Annotated in this window: 15 protein-coding genes; 7 read left to right on the forward strand and 8 right to left on the reverse strand. The window is 44.0% G+C overall.

The features are described from left to right. Positions 1-30: 30 nt before the first annotated feature. Positions 31-1659, reverse strand: coding sequence for a methyl-accepting chemotaxis protein (locus tag J4N43_RS09975; protein ID WP_047100808.1), 1629 nt, complete (start codon positions 1657-1659; stop codon positions 31-33). Between the two features lie 155 nt (positions 1660-1814). Next, the gene (locus tag J4N43_RS09980; RefSeq protein WP_017634954.1) at positions 1815-2081 is read right to left on the reverse strand and encodes a hypothetical protein; all 267 of its coding nucleotides are present in this window, start codon (positions 2079-2081) and stop codon (positions 1815-1817) included. A gap of 291 nt (positions 2082-2372) precedes the next feature. Here J4N43_RS09980 and J4N43_RS09985 point away from each other — a divergent pair, with 291 nt between their 5' ends. Beyond that, the gene (locus J4N43_RS09985) at positions 2373-3701 is read left to right on the forward strand and encodes a sphingomyelin phosphodiesterase (protein ID WP_053349490.1); all 1329 of its coding nucleotides are present in this window, start codon (positions 2373-2375) and stop codon (positions 3699-3701) included. Beyond that, a complete protein-coding gene (locus J4N43_RS09990) occupies positions 3698-4654 on the forward strand; it encodes a hypothetical protein (RefSeq protein WP_053349489.1) in 957 nt (318 codons plus the stop codon). Before J4N43_RS09985 ends, J4N43_RS09990 begins: the two co-directional genes overlap by 4 nt. Before the next feature lie 84 nt (positions 4655-4738). On the opposite strand, the gene trpS is transcribed toward J4N43_RS09990, so the two are convergent. Next, the gene (gene trpS, locus J4N43_RS09995; RefSeq protein ID WP_025766897.1) at positions 4739-5761 is read right to left on the reverse strand and encodes a tryptophan--tRNA ligase; all 1023 of its coding nucleotides are present in this window, start codon (positions 5759-5761) and stop codon (positions 4739-4741) included. 601 nt (positions 5762-6362) lie between these two features. Between trpS and J4N43_RS10000 the strand changes: the two genes are divergently transcribed. Beyond that, entirely contained in the window at positions 6363-7319 is a 957-nt protein-coding gene (locus J4N43_RS10000) for an AEC family transporter (protein ID WP_053349488.1), read from the forward strand. Positions 7320-7363: 44 nt separating this feature from the next. Here J4N43_RS10000 and J4N43_RS10005 read toward each other — a convergent pair whose 3' ends face one another. From J4N43_RS10005 to J4N43_RS10020, 4 genes are all read right to left on the reverse strand, one after another. Beyond that, a complete protein-coding gene (locus J4N43_RS10005) occupies positions 7364-7819 on the reverse strand; it encodes a MarR family winged helix-turn-helix transcriptional regulator (protein ID WP_033905066.1) in 456 nt (151 codons plus the stop codon). A gap of 187 nt (positions 7820-8006) precedes the next feature. After that, entirely contained in the window at positions 8007-11168 is a 3162-nt protein-coding gene (locus J4N43_RS10010) for an efflux RND transporter permease subunit (protein WP_005378264.1), read from the reverse strand. Positions 11169-11170: 2 nt separating this feature from the next. Then, positions 11171-12310, reverse strand: a complete 1140-nt coding sequence (locus tag J4N43_RS10015; RefSeq protein ID WP_053349487.1) for an efflux RND transporter periplasmic adaptor subunit — start codon at positions 12308-12310, stop codon at positions 11171-11173. Positions 12311-12777: 467 nt separating this feature from the next. Continuing rightward, positions 12778-14415 carry a methyl-accepting chemotaxis protein gene (locus tag J4N43_RS10020; protein WP_053349486.1) on the reverse strand — a complete coding sequence of 546 codons (1638 nt, stop codon included), beginning with the start codon at positions 14413-14415 and terminating at the stop codon, positions 12778-12780. Between the two features lie 747 nt (positions 14416-15162). Between J4N43_RS10020 and J4N43_RS10025 the strand changes: the two genes are divergently transcribed. Then, positions 15163-16179, forward strand: a complete 1017-nt coding sequence (locus J4N43_RS10025) for a Solitary outer membrane autotransporter beta-barrel domain (protein WP_242013656.1) — start codon at positions 15163-15165, stop codon at positions 16177-16179. Between the two features lie 5 nt (positions 16180-16184). Here J4N43_RS10025 and J4N43_RS10030 read toward each other — a convergent pair whose 3' ends face one another. Next, positions 16185-16433 (reverse strand): hypothetical protein, encoded by a 249-nt coding sequence (locus J4N43_RS10030; protein ID WP_005378271.1) that lies wholly within the window; start codon positions 16431-16433, stop codon positions 16185-16187. An 817-nt stretch (positions 16434-17250) separates the two neighbouring features. Between J4N43_RS10030 and J4N43_RS10035 the strand changes: the two genes are divergently transcribed. From J4N43_RS10035 to J4N43_RS24560, 3 genes are all read left to right on the forward strand, one after another. Continuing rightward, positions 17251-18582 carry a cytochrome ubiquinol oxidase subunit I gene (locus tag J4N43_RS10035; protein WP_053349484.1) on the forward strand — a complete coding sequence of 444 codons (1332 nt, stop codon included), beginning with the start codon at positions 17251-17253 and terminating at the stop codon, positions 18580-18582. 2 nt (positions 18583-18584) lie between these two features. Beyond that, on the forward strand, positions 18585-19577 hold the full coding sequence (locus J4N43_RS10040; protein ID WP_158159610.1) for a cytochrome d ubiquinol oxidase subunit II: 993 nt from the start codon (positions 18585-18587) through the stop codon (positions 19575-19577). A gap of 348 nt (positions 19578-19925) precedes the next feature. Further along, a complete protein-coding gene (locus J4N43_RS24560) occupies positions 19926-20054 on the forward strand; it encodes a hypothetical protein (protein ID WP_017635045.1) in 129 nt (42 codons plus the stop codon). The last annotated feature ends 548 nt before the right edge of the window (positions 20055-20602 follow it).

Here is a 20602-nt window from a genome sequence, read left to right on the forward strand (position 1 = left end):
GAGGTTAGGAATAAAGCTGAAACACAACAACTAGAGCTGGAATGAACCCATTCGAGTTTTCAAGTTGTGCGCTAGGCTACTAATCTGCTGACAAGCCACAGCCGTTTGTGAAGCTCCCTCAGCCATCTCTGTTGAAGCACTATTAATATGCTCCACGCTGCGATTCAGCTCTTCGGATACAGAATTCTGCTCACTGCACGCCGTTGCGATTTGTGTGCTCATTTGCGCTATGTTATCGACAGAATGTTCAATTTCTTTTATCTGGCTATCAGCATCATTAACTTGCTCAACACACTGAGAAATACCCTCCTGACAATCACGGCTTGAATGCCCTATTTTACTGCTGCTCTCTTGTAGCTGATTAACAATTTCCACAATTTGTGAAGTGGAGTCTTGAGTGCGTTGCGCCAGAGAACGAACCTCATCTGCCACAACAGCAAACCCACGTCCTTGTTCACCAGCCCGAGCGGCTTCAATTGCGGCGTTCAGTGCTAACAAGTTTGTTTGCTCGGCAATCCCGCGGATCACATCGACGACCACATTGATATTGTTTGAGCTCGATTCAAGCTCACGTGCTAGTTCATCTGATTCTTGGATCGTATGTGATACACGCTCAATTACTGCGATAGTTTGTTGTAACGTCGCCGTTCCTTGCTTTGCCACTTCCGCAGCCGAATAAGCAGAGGTTGCGCCAACTTCGGTATTTTGTGCCACTTCACTTACAGCAGCTTGCATCTCTGTCATCGCAGAAGCCACCGAGCTAAGTTCAATTTGTTGATTTTGCATACCAGAGGCGGTCTGAGAAGAAATAGCACTCACTTCCTCTACTGCTGCCGTTAGCTGAATCGTTGAGTCATTAATCTCAGAAACCAACGAATGTAAGTTTGTTTGCATACCGACAAGCTCTTTGAGCAGCGTTCCTAACTCGTCTTTGCTCAATTCGCTTTCGTCGATTTGATTATTCAATTGACCCTTGGCGATTTTGGAAGCGAATTCCAATGCTCGATCAACAGGCCCGCAGATGACTCGAGAAAGCAGCATGGCAGACATTACCATGACCAATGCGACGACAAGCGCACCAACAGCAGCGCTGTATTGTGTAAATGCCGCTTCACTTTGTACTTCTTCGCCAATCAAATTCACCAACTCATCGTTCAACGCGAGGGTATCATCCAAGCTGCTCAACGCTTTTGAGTAGGTATCGAAACTTGATAAAATTACATCATTTGCACTTTCAGCATCGCCTTGGCTTAGCAGTGCATTGTAAGTCTTCGTTTCTTTGATGTATTGATTCCAAGTTTCTTTAAAAACGCTAAAGGACTGCGTTTCACGCTTATTAAGGTCGAGCTTTTCGTATTCTGCAATACCAGCCTGCACATCAGAACGCCATTGGTCGAGGCCTTTTAACCACTCACCAATTTTGGGGTGATTTGCGTTTGGCAATAAAGAGAACTCATCTTTACGCACTTTAGTAATATCAACTTGGATACCTTTCAAAATCGCAACAGAAGGTAAACTTTTATCTGTTAACACTGAGATGTCTTTATTCAGTGTTAACAAACCTTGCACCAACATTACTGACACTAAACCAAACACGGCAAAAACGGTTAAATAACTAACCGATATTTTCTTTACGACACTTAAGTCTTTAATACGCATGCACTTTCTCCCCGCAGCCTTTCCAAACCTCTCACTTAAGTGAAAGCTTAACCTCTAAAACACACTGTTTTTTGCGCTCGATATCATTGAACGCTCTTATATACATCGGCTTGAGAGATCAAATCTTGACCAGTAATTGATAGTTTTATCACATGCTATTTTAGAGATAGGCTCGCATGCTCCGTATTGTGTCTACATCTTTTCATGAGCGCTTCTCGGCGCAGATCCAAGATCTCATCGATGAGCTTTTCTTTCGCATTTATCCCAAAATGCTGGGCATAATTTTTTACTTTTGCTATCTCATTAGGTTGCAAGCGGTACACCTCTTTCTTTAAACGCGCTTCTGCTTCACTTCTAATCAAACCTTGCTCTTGTAACAATTTAATGATGGTTTCATCGGTTGGATTTACTGCTCTAGCCATGGTGCTCCATCTATCAATTTGAGTTCTAGCCATATGGCTAGATGAATGACGCCGCACAACTTATAGAGCAAAGATGACAGCTTGATTGCAGTGAATGCAATTCGTTGACTGTTGGTATTATTTTCCACCGCTTCAACGGCCACACACTCAATACCTCCACCCTCACCATTGAATAAAGATCACATTCTGATAACAATTTTCAGCACTGGCTTAGATGTCATCCATATTTAACGTGCAAGTAACATTTATAGACAAGAATGATTGCTCTAGTTCAAATGATGGAACAATAAGATGAAATTTTCGCAGTGGAGCCTTTTATTAAGTAGCTTGATAGCGTTACCCAGCATTGCAGATACCGACGTTTATCTAACGAATAACTCTGATCAACCGTTAACTATTCAAGTAAAACATGAAGGTAGTGATTTGCTTCAATACGGAGACGAGTGGCAACAACATGTGCAGGTACTTGGTCCGTGGGAAACTAAATCTGTATTAAGCTTCAACCGCTGGGAGGGCGTGAAATCAAATCAAACTTACCGTTTTGAAACGGTGGTTTCTAGCCCCGAAGGTGAAAGCATAACACTCAATCAAATAATGGAAGGCCATTGGTACAATTCGACCATTGAATACGGCTTATACGCAGCCGATGTCGAGTTATCTCTCAAAGATGATCGTAACATTCATCGTGCCAACACTAACGCTTTTGGTACGAGAGAAACCGAACTGGCATTTAAGTCAGACAGTACCGCTCGATATGATGATCTTTACTACACCATCACGCCAAGCAAGGTAGCGGAGTCTGTCGACAACGAAGAACAAAACCTTAAGTTGATGACTTATAACATCTGGGCGTTGACGGCTATTGCATCGCACATTGGAGATCGTTACGAACTGATTCCTCAACATGTAAAAGGTTACGATGTTTTGGCGCTGCAAGAGGTGTTTGCCAGCGGCCGTGAAGCATTCTTACGTGAGTTAGCCAAGGAATATCCTTACCAAACAAAGATGTTAGATAAAGAAGGCGTTAATATTCATGATGGTGGCGTAATCATAGTTAGTCGCTACCCTATCGTGAATGAAGCGCAATATGTCTTTCCGGATTGCTCTGGTACAGACTGCTTTGCCGATAAAGGCGTAAATTATGCGGAAATAATTAAAGGTGGTCAGGCTTACCATGTGTTTGCTACCCATACCGCATCTTTCAATACAGACACCGCCCGTGAGTATCGTCAGCGCCAGTTCAAACAAATCCGCGCACTCGCCCAATCTCTTGACATTCCTTCAAGCGAAACTGTGGTATACAGCGGCGACTTTAACGTAAACAAAAGAAAGTTCCCTGGTGACTACCAACAAATGATCGCTAACTTAAGTGCCATAGAGCCTCACTACTCTGGTTACACGGAGTCAACCTTTGATCCCCGTATCAATAACTTCGCAGGTGAAGCGTTATCAGGTGGCGAAAACGTGGAATACCTTGACTATGTTATGGTGAGTAGTGAATACGGGGTGAAATCATTCAATGACAACCGTGTAGACGTGCCGCGCACAACCGCAGAGAGTTTATGGAAACACTACAACCTTTCTGACCATTTCCCAGTAAGCGCAACAATCAAGCCATGAAGAAAATCGCTTTGATAATCATGTCCGCCATTATGGCGGGCATGATATTTTTAACTTTCAGTCACGATGTTCAAAAAGAAGAGCTCGCTTCCTCTCCTTCCCCTAAGACAAAAAATCAGAGTGTCTCCAGTACATCACCACAAACAAGCAGCATCGTGCCCGATACGGATACTTCACCACAAACAGCTAAGCTCCCTTCCACAGTTCAAATAACGACTGAGCGATTAACTCAACTCAAAGGCAGGAAACTTGTCGCCGAACTTGAGACGTTTTGGCAAGAGTGTATGTTGAACCGTAGTTGTGAAGAGCAGGTCGCCTTGTTTGAGGCGCATTTATCTTCAGCTCGATTCCAGCTTTTGGCGAACTACCCTCAGCTCAGCAGCCAATGGCAAGAGAGTGTAGGAAATTTGTTATTTGATAAGCAACAATCACTGGCGTCGCGTATTGCACAGCTGAAGAACGAAGCAAGAAGCATCTGGGGAGAATTGGCTGATGTTGTTTTCGCGGATGAGTTCGCGCTGTACGATTTCAACTTAGAAGCCCAAAAGCTGGACACTCAAAGCCCAGATAACTTTTTGCGAACTTTCGAACAACTCACCATTGACTGGCAAGAACATGCAGATGCTATCGGGCTAACAAGCGACCAGGAAAAATATGAGCGTGCGGTCACCCTGATTCCTAATAGTATGAGCCTACCAGATCGCTTGGCGATCATCGCAGAGCTAGAACGAACTTACTTAACGAAAGAAGAAAGTAAAAACATTCATGCTCGTCAGCAGCAAATTACAGAGCAAAAAAAACAAGTCAAAGATTACCAACAAGCATTACAACAACTTGAGTCCAAGCTAAGAACGCAAAGAGCCTCTAGCCATTCACATTTGTCAGAACCGGAATGGCAAAGCTATTACCAACAAGAAGTCGCGGATTTTCGTCGTGAATTTTTTTCTTCTTAACAATGCGCTTTGACTGACTGGGAACTTAAAAAGGCACGTTGCTAACCAGCCGTCGTGCCTTATGTTCAACTCTCTACTTTTAATTCAGAACAAATTTAAACCAAATACATCTTTCACATCAAATAGCACTTTTTCGGTTTTCTCGCGAGAACGCTCACTACCTTGTTTTAAAATATCAATCAGCTGCGCTTTATCATTCAAATACATAGCGCGCTTTTCTCGAATAGGGCGAAGCATCTCTTGTAAGCATTCTTCTAACACTTTCTTGGTCAAACCATCACCTAACCCACCTCGTCGATAATGGTCTTTTAGCTGTTCGACATAATTTTTATCAGGATGAAAAGCATCGAGGTAGATGAATACAATATTCCCTTCGACTTGGCCAGGGTCCTCAATTTTCAGATGATTGGGATCGGTATACATAGATTTCACTGCCGCGGAAATCTCCTTTTCGGAGGCCCCTAAGTTGATTGCGTTCCCCATGCTTTTAGACATCTTATTTTTACCGTCAGTACTCGGCAAACGAGGTGCATCGCTAAGTAATGGACGGCATTCTCTAAGAACCTCTTTTCCACCCAGATGGTTTATTTTTCTCACGATTTCATTAGTTTGCTCTAACATCGGCAGTTGGTCATCACCCACTGGTACTAGCGTCGCATGAAACCCCGTAATATCGGCAGCTTGAGAAATTGGATATGTTAAAAAGCCAGCAGGAATAGAGCGTTCAAAGCCTTTACTTTGAATCTCATTTTTAACCGTGGGGTTTCGCTCTAATCGTGCGATAGAAACAAGATTACTGTAATACATTGTCAACTCGGCTAACGCTGGAATTTGAGACTGCAACGTGATCGTAGTTTGAGCGGGGTTGATACCAACAGCCAAATAATCTGCAACGACATTGAGAATATTAGAGGATACCTTTGATGGATTATGCGCGTTATCCGTCAACCCTTGCATGTCCGCGACCAAGATCGTTTGCTCGTGCTCCGTTTGCAATTTGACTCGTTGTTGCAATGAACCAATATAGTGCCCTAGGTGTAATGGACCTGTTGCTCGATCTCCGGTAAGTATAATTTCACGCTGAGATGTATTTTTATGGCTATTCATATTTGTCTCCAAGTATTTAATAGATCGCTACTGGAGATAAAAAGATCAAACACTCTTAGCTACCATCCAGCAGCTAAAGAATGTAAGTATTCCGCGCCGCTCTATTTAGAGCGCCACCAAGAGAAGGTTGTTAATGAAGGGCGAACGTGTATTTTCATGTTTTTTAAACTAACAGCACACACCGCAGAACTCAATCTGTTTTGTACTGAATTAGTGTGAGTGTTCCAACAGCGAATTAAGAGGATTACATTGGTAAAGACATCGCAATGACCAAAACCGCACCAAATACCGAACCAGAGACAAACGCACACAGTACAGTTTTGTTGTGTTTCCTTTTCATTGATGAACTCCTATCCATAACTACGATGACCAGCCCTCACATCTAATACGCATGTGGATGCATCACGACAACGAGTTAACCAACATATCGCACGTAGGACCAGTACCGCTTTGTTAAATTGGGACCTCGTCCATAACTTGGAGTGTAAATGACTCCGGAACCAACAACAGAAGAAAATTTCATCACGTTACTGTCCTACCCTCCGGGTTTGTGGCTTAATAGGCAGCAGGAACACTTTTTTCTTTTGCTGCGGATACTTACATGGAAGCTGTTTTACATCAGTTGCAATTCTCTTTGTCGATAACCGGACCTATCTGTTTGATGTTGGTACTTGGCGTTCTTTTTAAGCGCTTTGGTCTAATCAACGATAATTTTATCGAAGTAGGCTCTAAACTGGTGTTTCAAGTTACCTTGCCTGCAATGTTATTTGTCAGCATTGTGGCTTCAGAACACGACTTTTCCGCGGCAAGTGGATTCGTCAATTTCGGCGTCATCGCTAGTATTTCGTTTTTCATTTTCACCTATCTTTCCGTCAAACTTCTATTCAAAGCATCGCCTGATCAAGGCGTTCTCATCCAAGGTGGGTTCCGAGCAAATACAGGTATTATTGGCATCGCTTACGTTGCCAATGCGTATGGTTCTCAAGGTGTGGCGTTAGCGGCTCTCTATGTCGCGGTCACCACATTTATTTATAACGTCCAAGCGGTAATTTGCTTATCTCCCAAAGGAGCAACGTCTGCCTCGCAAGCAGCAAAGATGATGGGCCGAACACTGACTAGGAATCCACTCATAATCTCTATTGTTCTAGGAATGGCTTTTTATTTACTCGCTATTCCAGTACCGAATGTGGTTATTGACGCAGGAGACTACTTGTCCAAAATGACATTGCCTTTGGCGCTGTTGTGTACGGGTGGCTCACTTGACTTTAGCTTGATGAGAAAAGAGAAAGGTTCATCTTGGTTTGCGAGCAGTTACAAGCTCATCGTAGCGCCAGTCATCATCACCATGGGAGCTTACTTAGTAGGATTTCGAGGAATTGAGCTAGGTATTCTTTTCTTTATGAACGCCTCTCCAGTCGCTGCTGCCAGCTATGTCATGGCGCGTTCCATGGGAGGCAATGCCACGTTAGCTGCAAATATCATCGCACTCACTACGGTGCTTTCTACCGTGACCTGTACGTTGGGCATCCTATTTCTTAAGTTCTACAGCTTAATATAATTGGTCCGCGATAAAATAAAGACGCTAAACGGCATTGATGTCAGTTACTGGTCGTGATTCGCAAAAGTGAGCTTTCTTACCAGACGAAAAAATTCATTCGCTTCAGATTCCGACAAACAAGAAAAAAACTCTTTCTGTAAATTCGTCATGATTTGATGAACTTGCTTTAAAGCATTTGCCCCCTCTTTTGTCATGCTTAGCATTTTAAGGCGCTGATTCGATTTACTTTTAGAAACTTGAACAAACCCTCTCTTTTCCAGATTGTCCACCATCCGCTTTGCTACACTTCGCTCAGTTCGAACCGCATCAGCTAACGCTTGCTGGCTCATAGGCTGAAATTCTTCTAAAGCGGCCAGTGCACTTGCCATTTCTAGTGTCATCAAATTTTGCCGAGAGAGCTCAGCTTGGGCACGATTGCGGTACATGCGCTGCATCACACCACAAACAAACATAGGACTTTGATCCAAAACGGAAATTGGGGAAATTTTCTGATCTTTCATCGTCGTTTTTCTTCTTTAGGCTTTCATTCGGCCGAAAAGGCTGTGCTGATACTGCACACAACACGCCGTCTTTCAGGCTCGCGTCATAGACGGTAACCACCAAGTGAAAACATAAAATAAAGAGCGCCGAAGCGCCCTTTAATCGTGTTTATTATCACTAGTATAACTCAGTTAAAACAACCAAGTCCTACTCGCTTTGCTGAGTGGGTTTAGTGCTGGTCTCAGACAACTCTGCCTCCGACTCTTTTCTCGCACGTCGATCAAACAATCGCTCAACCACTACAAAGAAGATTGGGACGAAGAATATACCCAATATCGTGGCACTGATCATGCCACCAAGTACGCCGGTACCTACTGCGTTTTGACCTGCCGATCCCACACCTGAACTGATAGCAAGTGGTACCACACCCAAACCAAAAGCAAGCGATGTCATGATAATTGGGCGCAGACGAACGCGAACAGCATGTAAGGTTGCTTCGATAAGCCCAGCGCCTTTCTCATAGTAGTCCTTTGCAAACTCAACAATCAGAATGGCGTTTTTGGTTGCCAAGCCGACCGTAGTTAATAAGCTCACCTGGAAGAACACATCGTTATCCATACTGCGCGTCATTACCGCAAGCACAGCACCAAGCACACCAAGAGGAACAACTAACACCACGGCGAAAGGTACTGACCAACTTTCATACAAAGCGGCAAGAACTAAGAATACGACGAGGATAGATAGCGCATATAGCATCGGCGCTTGGTTTCCGGAAAGGCGCTCTTCATACGAAATACCATTCCAGTTCACCGTGAAACCTTCCGGTAGCTTTTCTACCATTGCTTCAATTTCTTCCATGGCTTCACCAGTACTTACACCAGGAGCTGCACCGCCTTGAATATTCATTGCTGGCAAACCATCAAAGCGCTGCAAAAGAGGAGAACCATATGTCCACTCGCCACTCGCAAAAGCAGAGAAAGGCACCATCTCTCCCTTAGCGTTGCGTACGTACCATGAATCGAAGTCTTTTGGCTGCATGCGGTATTCCGCATCACTTTGCACCATCACTTTCTTCACACGACCGCGGTCAATATAATCGTTAATGTAAGCCCCGCCCCATGCAGCTGACAGGATTTGGTTTACGTCATTGATACTGACATCCAAAGCACGAAGTTTGACGTGGTCAATGTTCACTTTGTACATTGGCGCATCTGCCTGACCGTTTGGACGAACACCGACAAGTTTCGGGTTTTGTGCTGCCATGCCCAGAAGTTGCCCTTGAGCCGCAACTAATGCATCGTGCCCTTTATTCAACGAGTCTTGGAGATAGAAATCGAAACCTGTCGAGTTACCTAGCTCTTGAATCGCTGGAGGGGCGAACGCAAACACCAAAGCTTCTTTAATGGTAGAGAAGTACCCCATCGCTCGGCCCGTAATGGAAGCCGCATCAGCGCCAGGCGCTTCACGCTCAGACCAATCTTTCAGGCCGATAAATGCCATCCCCATGTTTTGGCCTTGACCTGCGAAACTAAAGCCCGCAACAGAGAAGACGGATTTTACATTGTCTTTTTCGTCTACTAGGTAAAAGTCACGCATTTTCTCAAGTGTTTTTTCCGTCTGTTCTTGTGTTGAGTTAGGCGGCAAAATAGCCATTGAGAATACTGTGCCTTGGTCTTCATCTGGCAAAAATGACGTTGGAAGGTTCATAAATAACCAGCCAGCACCTGCACTCATTGCCAAAAATACAACCAACATGCGACCTGTGCGTTTTAGAAGTTTGGCAACGCCGGTTTCATAGCCTGCTGTCATCGCATCAAACTTGCGGTTAAACCAGCCAAAGAAGCCTTTCTTCTCTAGAAGCTCAGCATCGCCTTTTTTCAGCAACGTAGCGCACAATGCCGGAGTCAGAATTATCGCAACCAAAACGGAAAGCGTCATAGCCGCCACAATAGTTATCGAGAACTGACGGTAAATAACCCCGGTAGAACCAGACATAAACGCCATAGGGACGAATACCGCTGAAAGCGTCAACCCCACACCAATCAGGGCACCAGTGATCTGCCCCATCGATTTTTTGGTCGCTTCTTTGGGCTCTAAACCATCTTCATGCATCACACGCTCGACGTTTTCCACCACAACGATGGCATCATCCACCAGCAAACCGATAGCCAGAACCATCGCGAACATGGTTAACGTGTTTACGCTAAATCCAGTCGCGTACAAAATAGCGAAGGTTCCGAGCAATACGACAGGCACTGCGATCGTTGGAATGATCGTCGCACGGAAGTTCTGCAAGAACAGGTACATGATTAAGAACACAAGAAGAATAGCTTCTAATAGCGTTTTAACCACTTCTTGAATCGAGGCTTTGACGAATGGTGTTGTTTCAAATGGGTAAGCAATCTGCAACCCTTCTGGGAACGTTGCACTCAGTTGTTCTAAGCGCTCTTTTACCGCATTGGCTGTCTCAAGCGCGTTTGCGCCAGTACCTAATGAAATACCTAACCCCGATGCTGGGAAGCCATTATATTGGCCTCGAATATCATAACTTTCTGCACCACGCTCAACGCGAGCTACATCTTTCAAATAAACATTCGAACCACTGGCGTCGGACTTAAGAATGATGTCTTGGAACTCTTCTACACTGCTCAAACGACTTGCAGAAGAAATCGTAGCATTCAACAACTGACCCTCCTGCGCAGGTGCCGCACCAAGTTGACCTGAAGAAACTTGCGCGTTCTGTTCACTGATTGCATTTGCTACGTCGATCGCGGTCAAGTTGAACTGCGTAAGCTTAAAAGGGTCCAGCCAAACTCGCATTGCATACTGCGCACCAAACGCCTGCACTTGTCCTACGCCAGTTACACGACTTATCGGGTCTTGAATATTCGTTACAACAAAGTCGCCGATATCGTTTTCTGTAAAGTCAGGATCTTCAGAATAAACTGCGACAACCATGAGAAATGCCGTGTTGGATTTATTGACGACAATACCTTGGTTTTGTACCTCCATCGGCAATGAAGTCAATGCCAATTGCAGTTTGTTCTGCACCTGTACTTGCGCGATATCAGGATCAGCTTCGCTATCAAACGTCAGGGTAATTGTCGCATTACCAAATGCATCACTGCTCGATGATAGGTAGCGAAGGTAATCTAATCCTGTCATGTTTTGCTCGATAACCTGCGTTACCGAGTCTTCAACGGTTTTTGCTGATGCACCTGGATAGCGAGCACTGATGGTGATCGTCGTCGGTGAAATCGTTGGGTATTGCGAGACGGGTAAATTGAATAATGACATTACCCCCGCCAACATCGTTAGAATCGCGAGAACCCAAGCAAATACCGGACGATCGATAAAAAATCGTGCCATGATTACTCCTGTTCACCGTTTTGGATAGTTACCGAACTGCCTGGCCCTACCTTTTGTAAACCGGCGGTAATGACTTTATCACCCGCGTTCAAACCATCAATAATGCGCCATTGGCTATTGATCGCTTCGGCAGTCTTCACTGGTTTCGCTTCCACTTTGTTCTCGCCATTAACCGTCATCACTGTCGCTTTACCTGTCGCATCACGAGATACCGTATTTTGTGGTATTAGAATCGCATCAGGGTCGACACCAGTAATGACCGTCGCACGAACAAACATTCCAGGTAGCAACAAACCGTCAGGGTTTGGGAATTCGGCACGAAGCGTCACGCTGCCCGTACTTTCGTTCACATTGACCTCAGTAAATTTCATTGTGCCTTTGTGTTCGTAAGTGCTGCCATCTTCAAGCATCAATGTAACTTGCGCAGAGTCATCTTCTTGCATATGGCCTTGGGAGAGTGATGCTTTCAAACGCAGCAGTTGCGCGGATGATTGCACAATATCAACATTGATAGGGTCAAGCTGCTGAATGGTCGCTAATTTGGCAGCTTGGTTAGCCGTAACCAACGCACCCGCTGTCACACTCGATTTACCGATCACCCCGCTAATCGGAGCTTTGACTTGCGTATAATCTAAGTTGATTTTTGCTGTGTTGATTTTGGCTTTTGCGACTAGGACCTGTGCTTTCGCTTCTTTGTATGCCGCTTCTGCTTCATCCAAGTCTTGTTGGCTGATGGATTTTTTGGTGATCAAGGTTCTGTAACGCTTCACCGTGGCATAGGTCGACTCTGCCGCAGCTTGCGCACGGATTAATTCCGCTTCAGCGCTCAGCAAATCCGCCTGAAATGATGAATCATCAATTTGATATAGCGACTGCCCTTGTTCAACAAATCCACCTTCAACAAAATTTCGTTCCGAAATAATGCCAGTAACTTGCGGACGAACTTCTGCTTCTTTGAATGCTCGGCTACGACCCGGCAACTCCACTGTTAATGCTTGGCGCGTTGGCTGCACTGTTAACACTTCTACTTCGGTTGCGGGCGCAGGCCCCCCACCTTGGCTCGATCCTTCTTCGCTAGGTTGACATCCAACCACAAAAAGGCTCGACGCAATCAGCAGAGATAGCGTGGTTTTACGTCTCATGAATTTTTTCTCTCTTATCTACCGACAAGCCTTCAAGATTCCTTATTAAAAGCTTCTAGAATGACTTAATAATGACTAAAGGATGTATATCCAGAACAAATTAATTAGGATGATAAATACCCAGTGTTGTACATACAACAAAATTTACAGTTCTATACGCTTACGAAAAACGTTTATGGTAAAGGTGTTATGAAGTTCTCAAATTTGAAGATTTTGGGTTGGAAATCACATTTTCCTGTGTGCAATTGCAATGGTTAAAAAGCAGCAAAAGTGATGATAAAAGCATCATCACGCTGTACAGAGTTTGTTACCGCTGTCTAGGGTTATTTACCCACTCTGGAATACGAACTAAAGTGAGAAAGGAATGTAAATATAGTCAAAATTTCACAAGTCAGGTTCGCCACTTATCTAAAAAACAACCCGCTAAGAAGCGGGTTATTTCGTCAGTGAGATTGCTGTTCTCAAGCTTATACTTTGAACTGACTGACCTGATGATCTAAACGTTGAGTTTGCTCTGACAACATGGCTAAAGAAGCTTGCGCTTGGTTTACGATTTCCACAATTGAAGTGCTACTGTCTGCAATGCCTTGTACGTTGCTATTTACTTCGTCACTTACTGTACTTTGCTGGCTCGCAGCCGTTGCAATGTGTGTATTCATCTCGTTCATACGTGAAATCGCGTTCAAGATTTCAGAAAGGGATTCACTCGCTCGGCCAGCGGACTTGATCGTTTCATCACTGCTATTTTGGCTACCGCGCATCACTTCTACAGCTTGTCCTGCACCAGATTGTAGCTTTTCAATCATGGTTTGGATTTCTCCCGTACTCTGTTGCGTACGACTGGCTAAAGAACGAACCTCGTCCGCTACCACAGCAAAGCCTCGCCCTTGATCTCCAGCGCGAGCCGCTTCAATGGCTGCGTTAAGCGCTAATAAGTTTGTTTGCTCGGCAATACCACGAATTACATCCAGTACGGACGCAATGTTACTCACATCATGATCCAATGTGTTAATGACGTGGCTTGCGCTTTCGATTTCACTTGCGAGGCTACGAATTGAGCTAACCGTTTGATCCAAAATAACATTGGTATTGGTAAGTTCATCATTCGCTGTTTGGCTCGCAACCGCAGCTTCGTTAGCGCTATCGCTTACATTTCTGCTGGTGACTTGCATTTCATGCACTGCCGCCGCTACCGCCTCGCTATCTTTTTGCTGAGAAACGGTCGAGTTCGCGATGGTCGTGGTCAACGAGCTAAGATTTGCCATTTCGTTACGTAAGGTATTTGAGCTTTCAATTACCTGAGCGACTGTCACTTGAATTTTGGACACAAACTGGTTAAATGCGTCTGCTAAATTGCCAATTTCGTCTTGTGTTTTTACATCGATTCGCTGACTTAGATCACCTTCACCGGACGCAATTTCTGTCATCGCATTTTTAATATCATTGATAGGCTTCACAACCGTTTGTAACAACAAAAAAGCCATCGCGATAGCGGCAAAAATAACAATCACAATGCCAGCCTCAAGAATGAGTTCTGCTCTTGTTGCAGCCGCTGATATTTCGTCCTTCAATTGGTTTTGCTTTTCTTCTATTGCATCTTTTACAACGTTAAGCTGCGCTCTAACCTCGATAAATTGGTCTTCAAAGGTATGTTTGTGCTCATTATAGTAACCACGCCATTGAGATTGAGGTAAACGTAGCATCGCTTCATAACTTACTAACCATTTTTCACCCAAAGAGACAAGCGTTCGAACTTCATTACCATGTGTAGAAGGCATCACACCGGCTTGTGATAGCTCAATCATTTGTTCCATACGTGGCAGTGCTTTGTAGGCGTTGTCTTTGTATTCACCGATGTGATGATCAATATCGTTTTGAGTATCAGAAAGTGCAACACCTTGGATTGCAGATGTTGCTTGGTAAAGATCGCGATAAGCATCCTCAATCGTTAATAAGTTCGGCACGATCTGTTCGTTGAGTGTCTCACTCAATTCAGATTGCTTCCAACTTGTCATAACGTTTAATACAGAGCTCACAATAAACAATCCAATAATCAATGACAGCGGAATCACTATCTTCTGCTTGATCGTTAAGTTCTGGAACATGAATAGACTCTCTTTATTTATGGTATACAAACTGCCGGAAATTATATCAAACAAATAGAGTATACCATTAGGTAAAAGAGGCTATTCAACATCAAATCTAATGACTTTTTGACAAGGGTTCTAATTTCAACAATTAGTTGATTTTATACAAAATTTAACAAAGAGATCTTTTCAAAAGATGCAAATTAAAATGCTCTTTCAAAACGAAAAATATGTAACAGAAAGTGAATTAAAAGGGACCACATTTTGAAGAATAGATCGAATCAATGATTTACTGAGAACACATACAAAATACAGTTTTTGGATTGAGCACGACCGCGTAATATGCAAAGATCCGAACATTTCTTCTAAAGCTCAAAAAAACCATTGTTTATCTGACGTATTTAGGGTTACTCCGTGAGGATATTAGTCGTGATGTTGGCAAACAGGATGCTTACAAGTTTTCGAAGTTAACCAGTAGCACAGTGAACGATTCAGATTTTCTTGAGCGCCAAGGCAATAAAAAAGTTTGCTATTTTGCTTTCAAGAGACGCATTCAAGAAAATAATGCAACCTAGCCACAAAGTCTTGCTACATCTTCAGAAAAGAATGATGTTGCTAAACAAATCTGGTGCAGCATACACATTGAAGCTAAACTCGTTTATGGAACTTTTTCATATCAATATGAGAAAACATAGATTTCTCAAAGTTACACAGACCATTCAACGATTAAACTAATGTTAGCGTACCGATACGTCCGAAAACTCCATGCATGAACCATTTAAAATAGCCAAAATGTTCCAACCCAACTTCGCCTCAGTGGAGTGGCGAGTCGTTTCGCTCGCTCTCCTACTCTCTCTACCTCATACTGCTCATGCGGATCCACTAGATAAGGAAATTAGCAACCTTCTTCAACAACGTTTTTCTATCGCGGTGTTGCTGTCCGATACTGACGCAATTGCGTTTGGTATTGGCGACTTTGATCCGAATGCATTATTTGATACCGCCAACCCAGAGTTCGGGACTGACGAGTCAATCAATGAACGTCGAAGCAAATCCGTATATGTTCTCCCTTACACGACTAACTTTGACATAGAGGGCAGCGAGGACTTACATGAGCTGTCGTTTAAGGCATTTACGATACAAACAGAGAATGATCTCAAACTATTCGGCACAAGTAAGGATCTTCTCAAGGAAAGGACATACGGTGCATCGATTGGTTATGGGTATCTATACAAAGCAAGTGAAAACGTCACCCTTAGCACCAGAACGACGACTCACCTTATGCGTTATGAAAACTCATTCTCTACCGATAATAAACTTTCCTCCATCATTGGAAGAATCCTAGACGGCCGTGCCGTTAACGTTTCAGCATGGGCGGCAATAGTTCAACCATCCATTAAAGCCAAATACACGTCTCCCACAAGTTGGGGGAAATGGCATGCCAGTTCGACATTGAATTCATTCATTGGGCACAGCTGGGGAAGCGCAAATAACGGCAATATAGGCAACCCTAAAGGTTGGTACCTATCTAATGAAATCACCGGTTACTACAATATTTATCACGGTGAGCAAGCTTTATTTACTGGGATTAAAAGAGTCGACCTTTCGCATGATTTAAGCGACGAACTTGGAAGTCCGCATTACTACGAAGCTTCTATAGGATGGCTATTTTATGCACCAAAGCCCTTTGATTGGTTGGACAATTTCGGCATAGGCGTTAACTTCAACTACGGCTCGACTCTCAGAGGTGGCAGCATTCAACTTTACTACAACAAACAATAAAGCCGTCAATACAGGAACCAGTTGGTAGCATATATAACAAGAAGAACTAGAAGACACAAAAGGAATGGCAGAGTTAGCGTCTTCGCAAACTTTTTCATGAGACTTGGGTTATCAAACACCACACCTTCCGCTTCTCTTACCCTTCGCTCTTCGTCAAAATGCCATTTAATGGCTAAGTAGGCTCCTATCCCTAATACAATAAGCTTAAAAGCTCCAGCAAAGTAAGGAAAGAAATTAGCCCAACTGTCGTTCATTATCCATCTCCATCAAATTCAATATCAGCTTTGCGGTGGCAGAATCCAAGATTCATGTAGAATGCCCCCCTCACAGCCAGACTCTCTGGCTAGCGCCAGTCTACTGCTCGAGATAGCTGTCCACAACTCTCTTTACCAGATCGGCATTTATTAATTATTTAATAAATAACAAGAAAGACACTAGCACACTTGCTGAAAAGTAAGTGTCAGTTTGGATTGAAACTCATCAGGAATCGAAAATGGTCCGCAGTCGACTTGCTGATCTAGTGAAAGCCGAATTACCTAGCGTTAAATCGTTCGCTAGTATAAAAATCTAGCCTATCGCACTTCTGGTCGAGTCCTAACAAACTTATGATGCATATGTCATTAGCGGTGCAATTTTAAGTTTATCAATTAGCTAAAGTTCCCCCACCTTAACTGTCAGTAAGCTTGCTGTGTTTAAGATGATCTCGACATGACTAGTGCATAAATAGTATGGAGGTTCAAAGTGAAGGCAACGCAAATCTCCTTACTAAAAATATTGTTTATGTAATTTTATTTCAGGATTATCGAAACCATCATAAGGATAATTCGAACTAATCTTAATCTATGCTCCTTCAGTTACATTTGCTTTCTTTTACTCACTTCTCGCGACTATTAGTGGCATTTTGAGACAATTTCCTACACTCCTTTCTTTCCCTTAGTTGATATAAATCATGGTTAGAAGAAAACAGAATCACCTGTATTTCTCGATACATGAATCCAAACTGCCCGACTTTTCGTAACTAAATTACAGATAGACTCGATTTTTAGTATGGCACGTTTTTGAGGAACCAAGATGTTAGATACCCTCATGCTGTCGCGGATCCAGTTCGCGGCCAATATCAGCTTTCACATTCTCTTCCCGACCATCACCATCGCGTTGGCGTGGATGTTGGTGTTTTTCAAGTGGCGATATAACCGCACACAAGCCCCCGTATGGCTCGATGTTTATTACTTCTGGGTCAAGATATTCGCTCTCACTTTCGCCTTGGGTGTGGTATCCGGCATTACGATGAGTTTCCAGTTTGGTACCAACTGGCCAGGCTTTATGGAACGAGTCGGAAACGTCGCAGGACCATTGCTCGGATACGAAGTGATGACCGCCTTCTTTATGGAAGCCACCTTCCTGGGTGTAATGCTTTTTGGACGAGGACGAGTACCGGAATGGGTTCATACTCTCGCAACCGTTCTGGTTGCAGTTGGGACAAGTATGTCCGCATTTTGGATTCTGGTGCTTAACAGCTGGATGCACACACCAAGTGGCTATGAAGTGATTGACGGAATTGTTCATGTGACCAGTTGGAAAGAAGTCATTTTCAATCCTTCTTTACCGTACCGTCTTCTACACACGCTATTAGCATCGGCGCTGACTGCCAGCTTCTTGATTGCAGGTATCTCGGCTTATCAAATAATGAAAAAGCCAGATCACCGCTCAGCCAAACTTGGCCTAAAAGTCGCGCTGTTCGCGGCGGCTGGGTTCATCCCGGTACAAATCTTTGTCGGTGACCTTCACGGGTTAAACACGCTTGAACATCAACCTGCAAAAATTGCAGCGATGGAAGGTGTGTGGGAGACCGAGCAAGGCGCACCTCTTCTACTATTTGCGATGCCAAATGAAGAAACTCGCAGCAATGATTTTGAAGTGGGCATCCCTAAGTTGGCGAGTTTGATTCTTACGCATGACTTAGACGGGGAAATCCAGGGACTTAACGAGTTTGCGCCTGACCACCCGCCAGTGAAGCCCTTGTTCTTTGGTTTCCGCGTGATGGTTGGTGTAGGTGTCCTTATGCTGCTGGTTAGCTGGTATGGCGCGGTGAAGCTAGCACGCAAAAAAGCGCTACCTAAACCTTACCTATACACAGTATTAGCCATGACGTTCTCTGGTTGGATAGCCACACTGGCGGGTTGGTATGTTACTGAGATTGGTCGACAACCTTGGTTGGTCAGCGGTGTATTGCGAACATCCGAAGCCGTCACCACGGTTGCGAGCAGTAGCGTGATGACTTCGCTCATTATGTACTTAGCCATTTATGCTGCATTGCTGGTTGCGTACATCCATACCCTATTCTATTTGGCGCGCAAAGACGTTGCAGCCCATGAAGTCCCACTGACACAACAAGAGGCCTAATCATGCTCGACTATCTACCAGAAATTTATCTTCTGCTGCTTGGCTTCTCGGTCTTTATGTATGCCGTGCTCGACGGCTACGACCTTGGTGTCGGTATCCTTTTGCCAAGTGATAATGAAGCGCAACGTGACCGAATGATAGCGTCTATCGGCCCTTTCTGGGACGCGAACGAAACGTGGTTGGTGTTAGCCGTTGGTATTTTGTTGATTGCCTTTCCTACCGCTCACAGTTTGGTTTTAACGGAGCTCTATATGCCGACCGCGATTATGCTGATTGCGTTGATCATGCGTGGCGTGGCGTTCGATTTCCGAGCCAAAGCGAACTCGGATCATAAACCTCATTGGGATTGGTGCTTCAGAATTGGCTCGCTAATCACCGCACTAACTCAGGGTTACATGGTGGGTCGTTACATCATGGGATTTGAACAATCAACCGAAGCATTTGGCTTTGCTTGGTTAAGCGCACTTTGTGTAGCGGCGGCGTACGTTTACATCGGTGGCGCATGGTTAGTACTAAAAACGGAAGGTGATTTGCAAATACGCTCGGCCCGTTGGTCTCGCCGTGCTGGTTGGTTAGCGGCCTTAGGAATCTTGGTGGTTAGCGTTGTAAACCCGATTGTAAATCAACAAGTTGCCTTGCGTTGGTTCAGCTTCCCAGAAATCTTGTTGCTTGCCCCAGTTCCGTTAATTGTATTGGCAACCATCTTCCTAGTTGATCGCTATTTGCGTCAGGTTCCAATGGTGAATGATCTGGGTGTGCGCTGGCCTTTCTTTGGTGTCACTGTCATTTTCGCGTTGAGCTTTCTCGGGCTTGCGTATAGCTTCTTCCCAGAAGTTGTGCCGGGATTAATGACCGCACAAGAGGCCGCCTCCTCGCCTGCGACGTTAATAATCGTGGGCTACGGTGTGATGATTGTTATGCCGGTGATATTGCTTTACACCTTTGTGGTATACCGGATCTTCAAAGGCAAAGCGACAGAACTTAGCTACAAGTAGGAAAGGGAATTCCTCAACGAAGCGCCGCTGCTCATGCGGCGTTTTTTTGCAGTACTCACGACTAAAGTATCTACCCAAAGCGACTGAGTGGGAACGCTGAGAGAATGTAGCGGCAGCCAGTAGTTTGTTCCTAACTAGAACGAGATAACCGTTTCTCAAATATAGCGATACAGGCACAAAAACAGAAAGAACATTTGATGTTACAAAAGGTAGACCGCCACTTTAAAACGCTTTGAGTATTTTTTGCGCTCAATGAGGTGCAAGTATACTTATGCTTTTTATGACTTGTGAACTCTCAATTGCATGTTATGTTGCTGTTGAAATCGTACATGAAATAAGGACAAGAACATGAAGATAAGATGCAAAACGACGCAAAGCATTGAAAAATTTAACCCAGATGACCTCAATCCAAACACAGATCTCTTTGGTATGATTGCTGTTGTATTCGTGTTCATGGCTGTTTTGCTTAGCATCTAGTAGCAATACGTTCATTCTTGTGGCCGTATTCATACCTCATGTGATATGGGTGCTAAATTCTAGATTAAAGCGGATGGGCTAACCCGCACCAATCAGATTATGGCTGCCTCTGTATAGCTTCTTCAATTTTGGCGTTGTATAGAGGTGAGATGTGAATAGTTGGCTTGTAGATAGAATGGCGCTTGCACCTTGAGCACTCTTGTGTACTTTCAATGACGCATTACTTTAGTGCAGATATGAAAAAAGGCCTGATAAATCAGACCTTTTAGAATGTGGCGGTGAGTGAGAACGTCAAACGACATGAGTAACAGTTTGAATTTAAAAGAAAATATAGCAATTTTTCAATTTTCTTACACGCCATTTTATACAATTTGATTTCTGTTATGACGTTCACATTTATCGTTAAATAACCTATCGAGACCACCATCTCCTCTGCTTCTACGTTCGACTTATTACTGGACTTATAGGACAGTTTGCAAGTGCTTATCGTAACTATAAATCAGAGATATTTATTCCGTAGAATTCTTTATCGTTTGGTCAGACTAAAC

Origin of the sequence: Vibrio sp. SCSIO 43009 (assembly GCF_023716525.1) — a bacterium.
GTDB classification, from domain to species: domain Bacteria; phylum Pseudomonadota; class Gammaproteobacteria; order Enterobacterales; family Vibrionaceae; genus Vibrio; species Vibrio alginolyticus.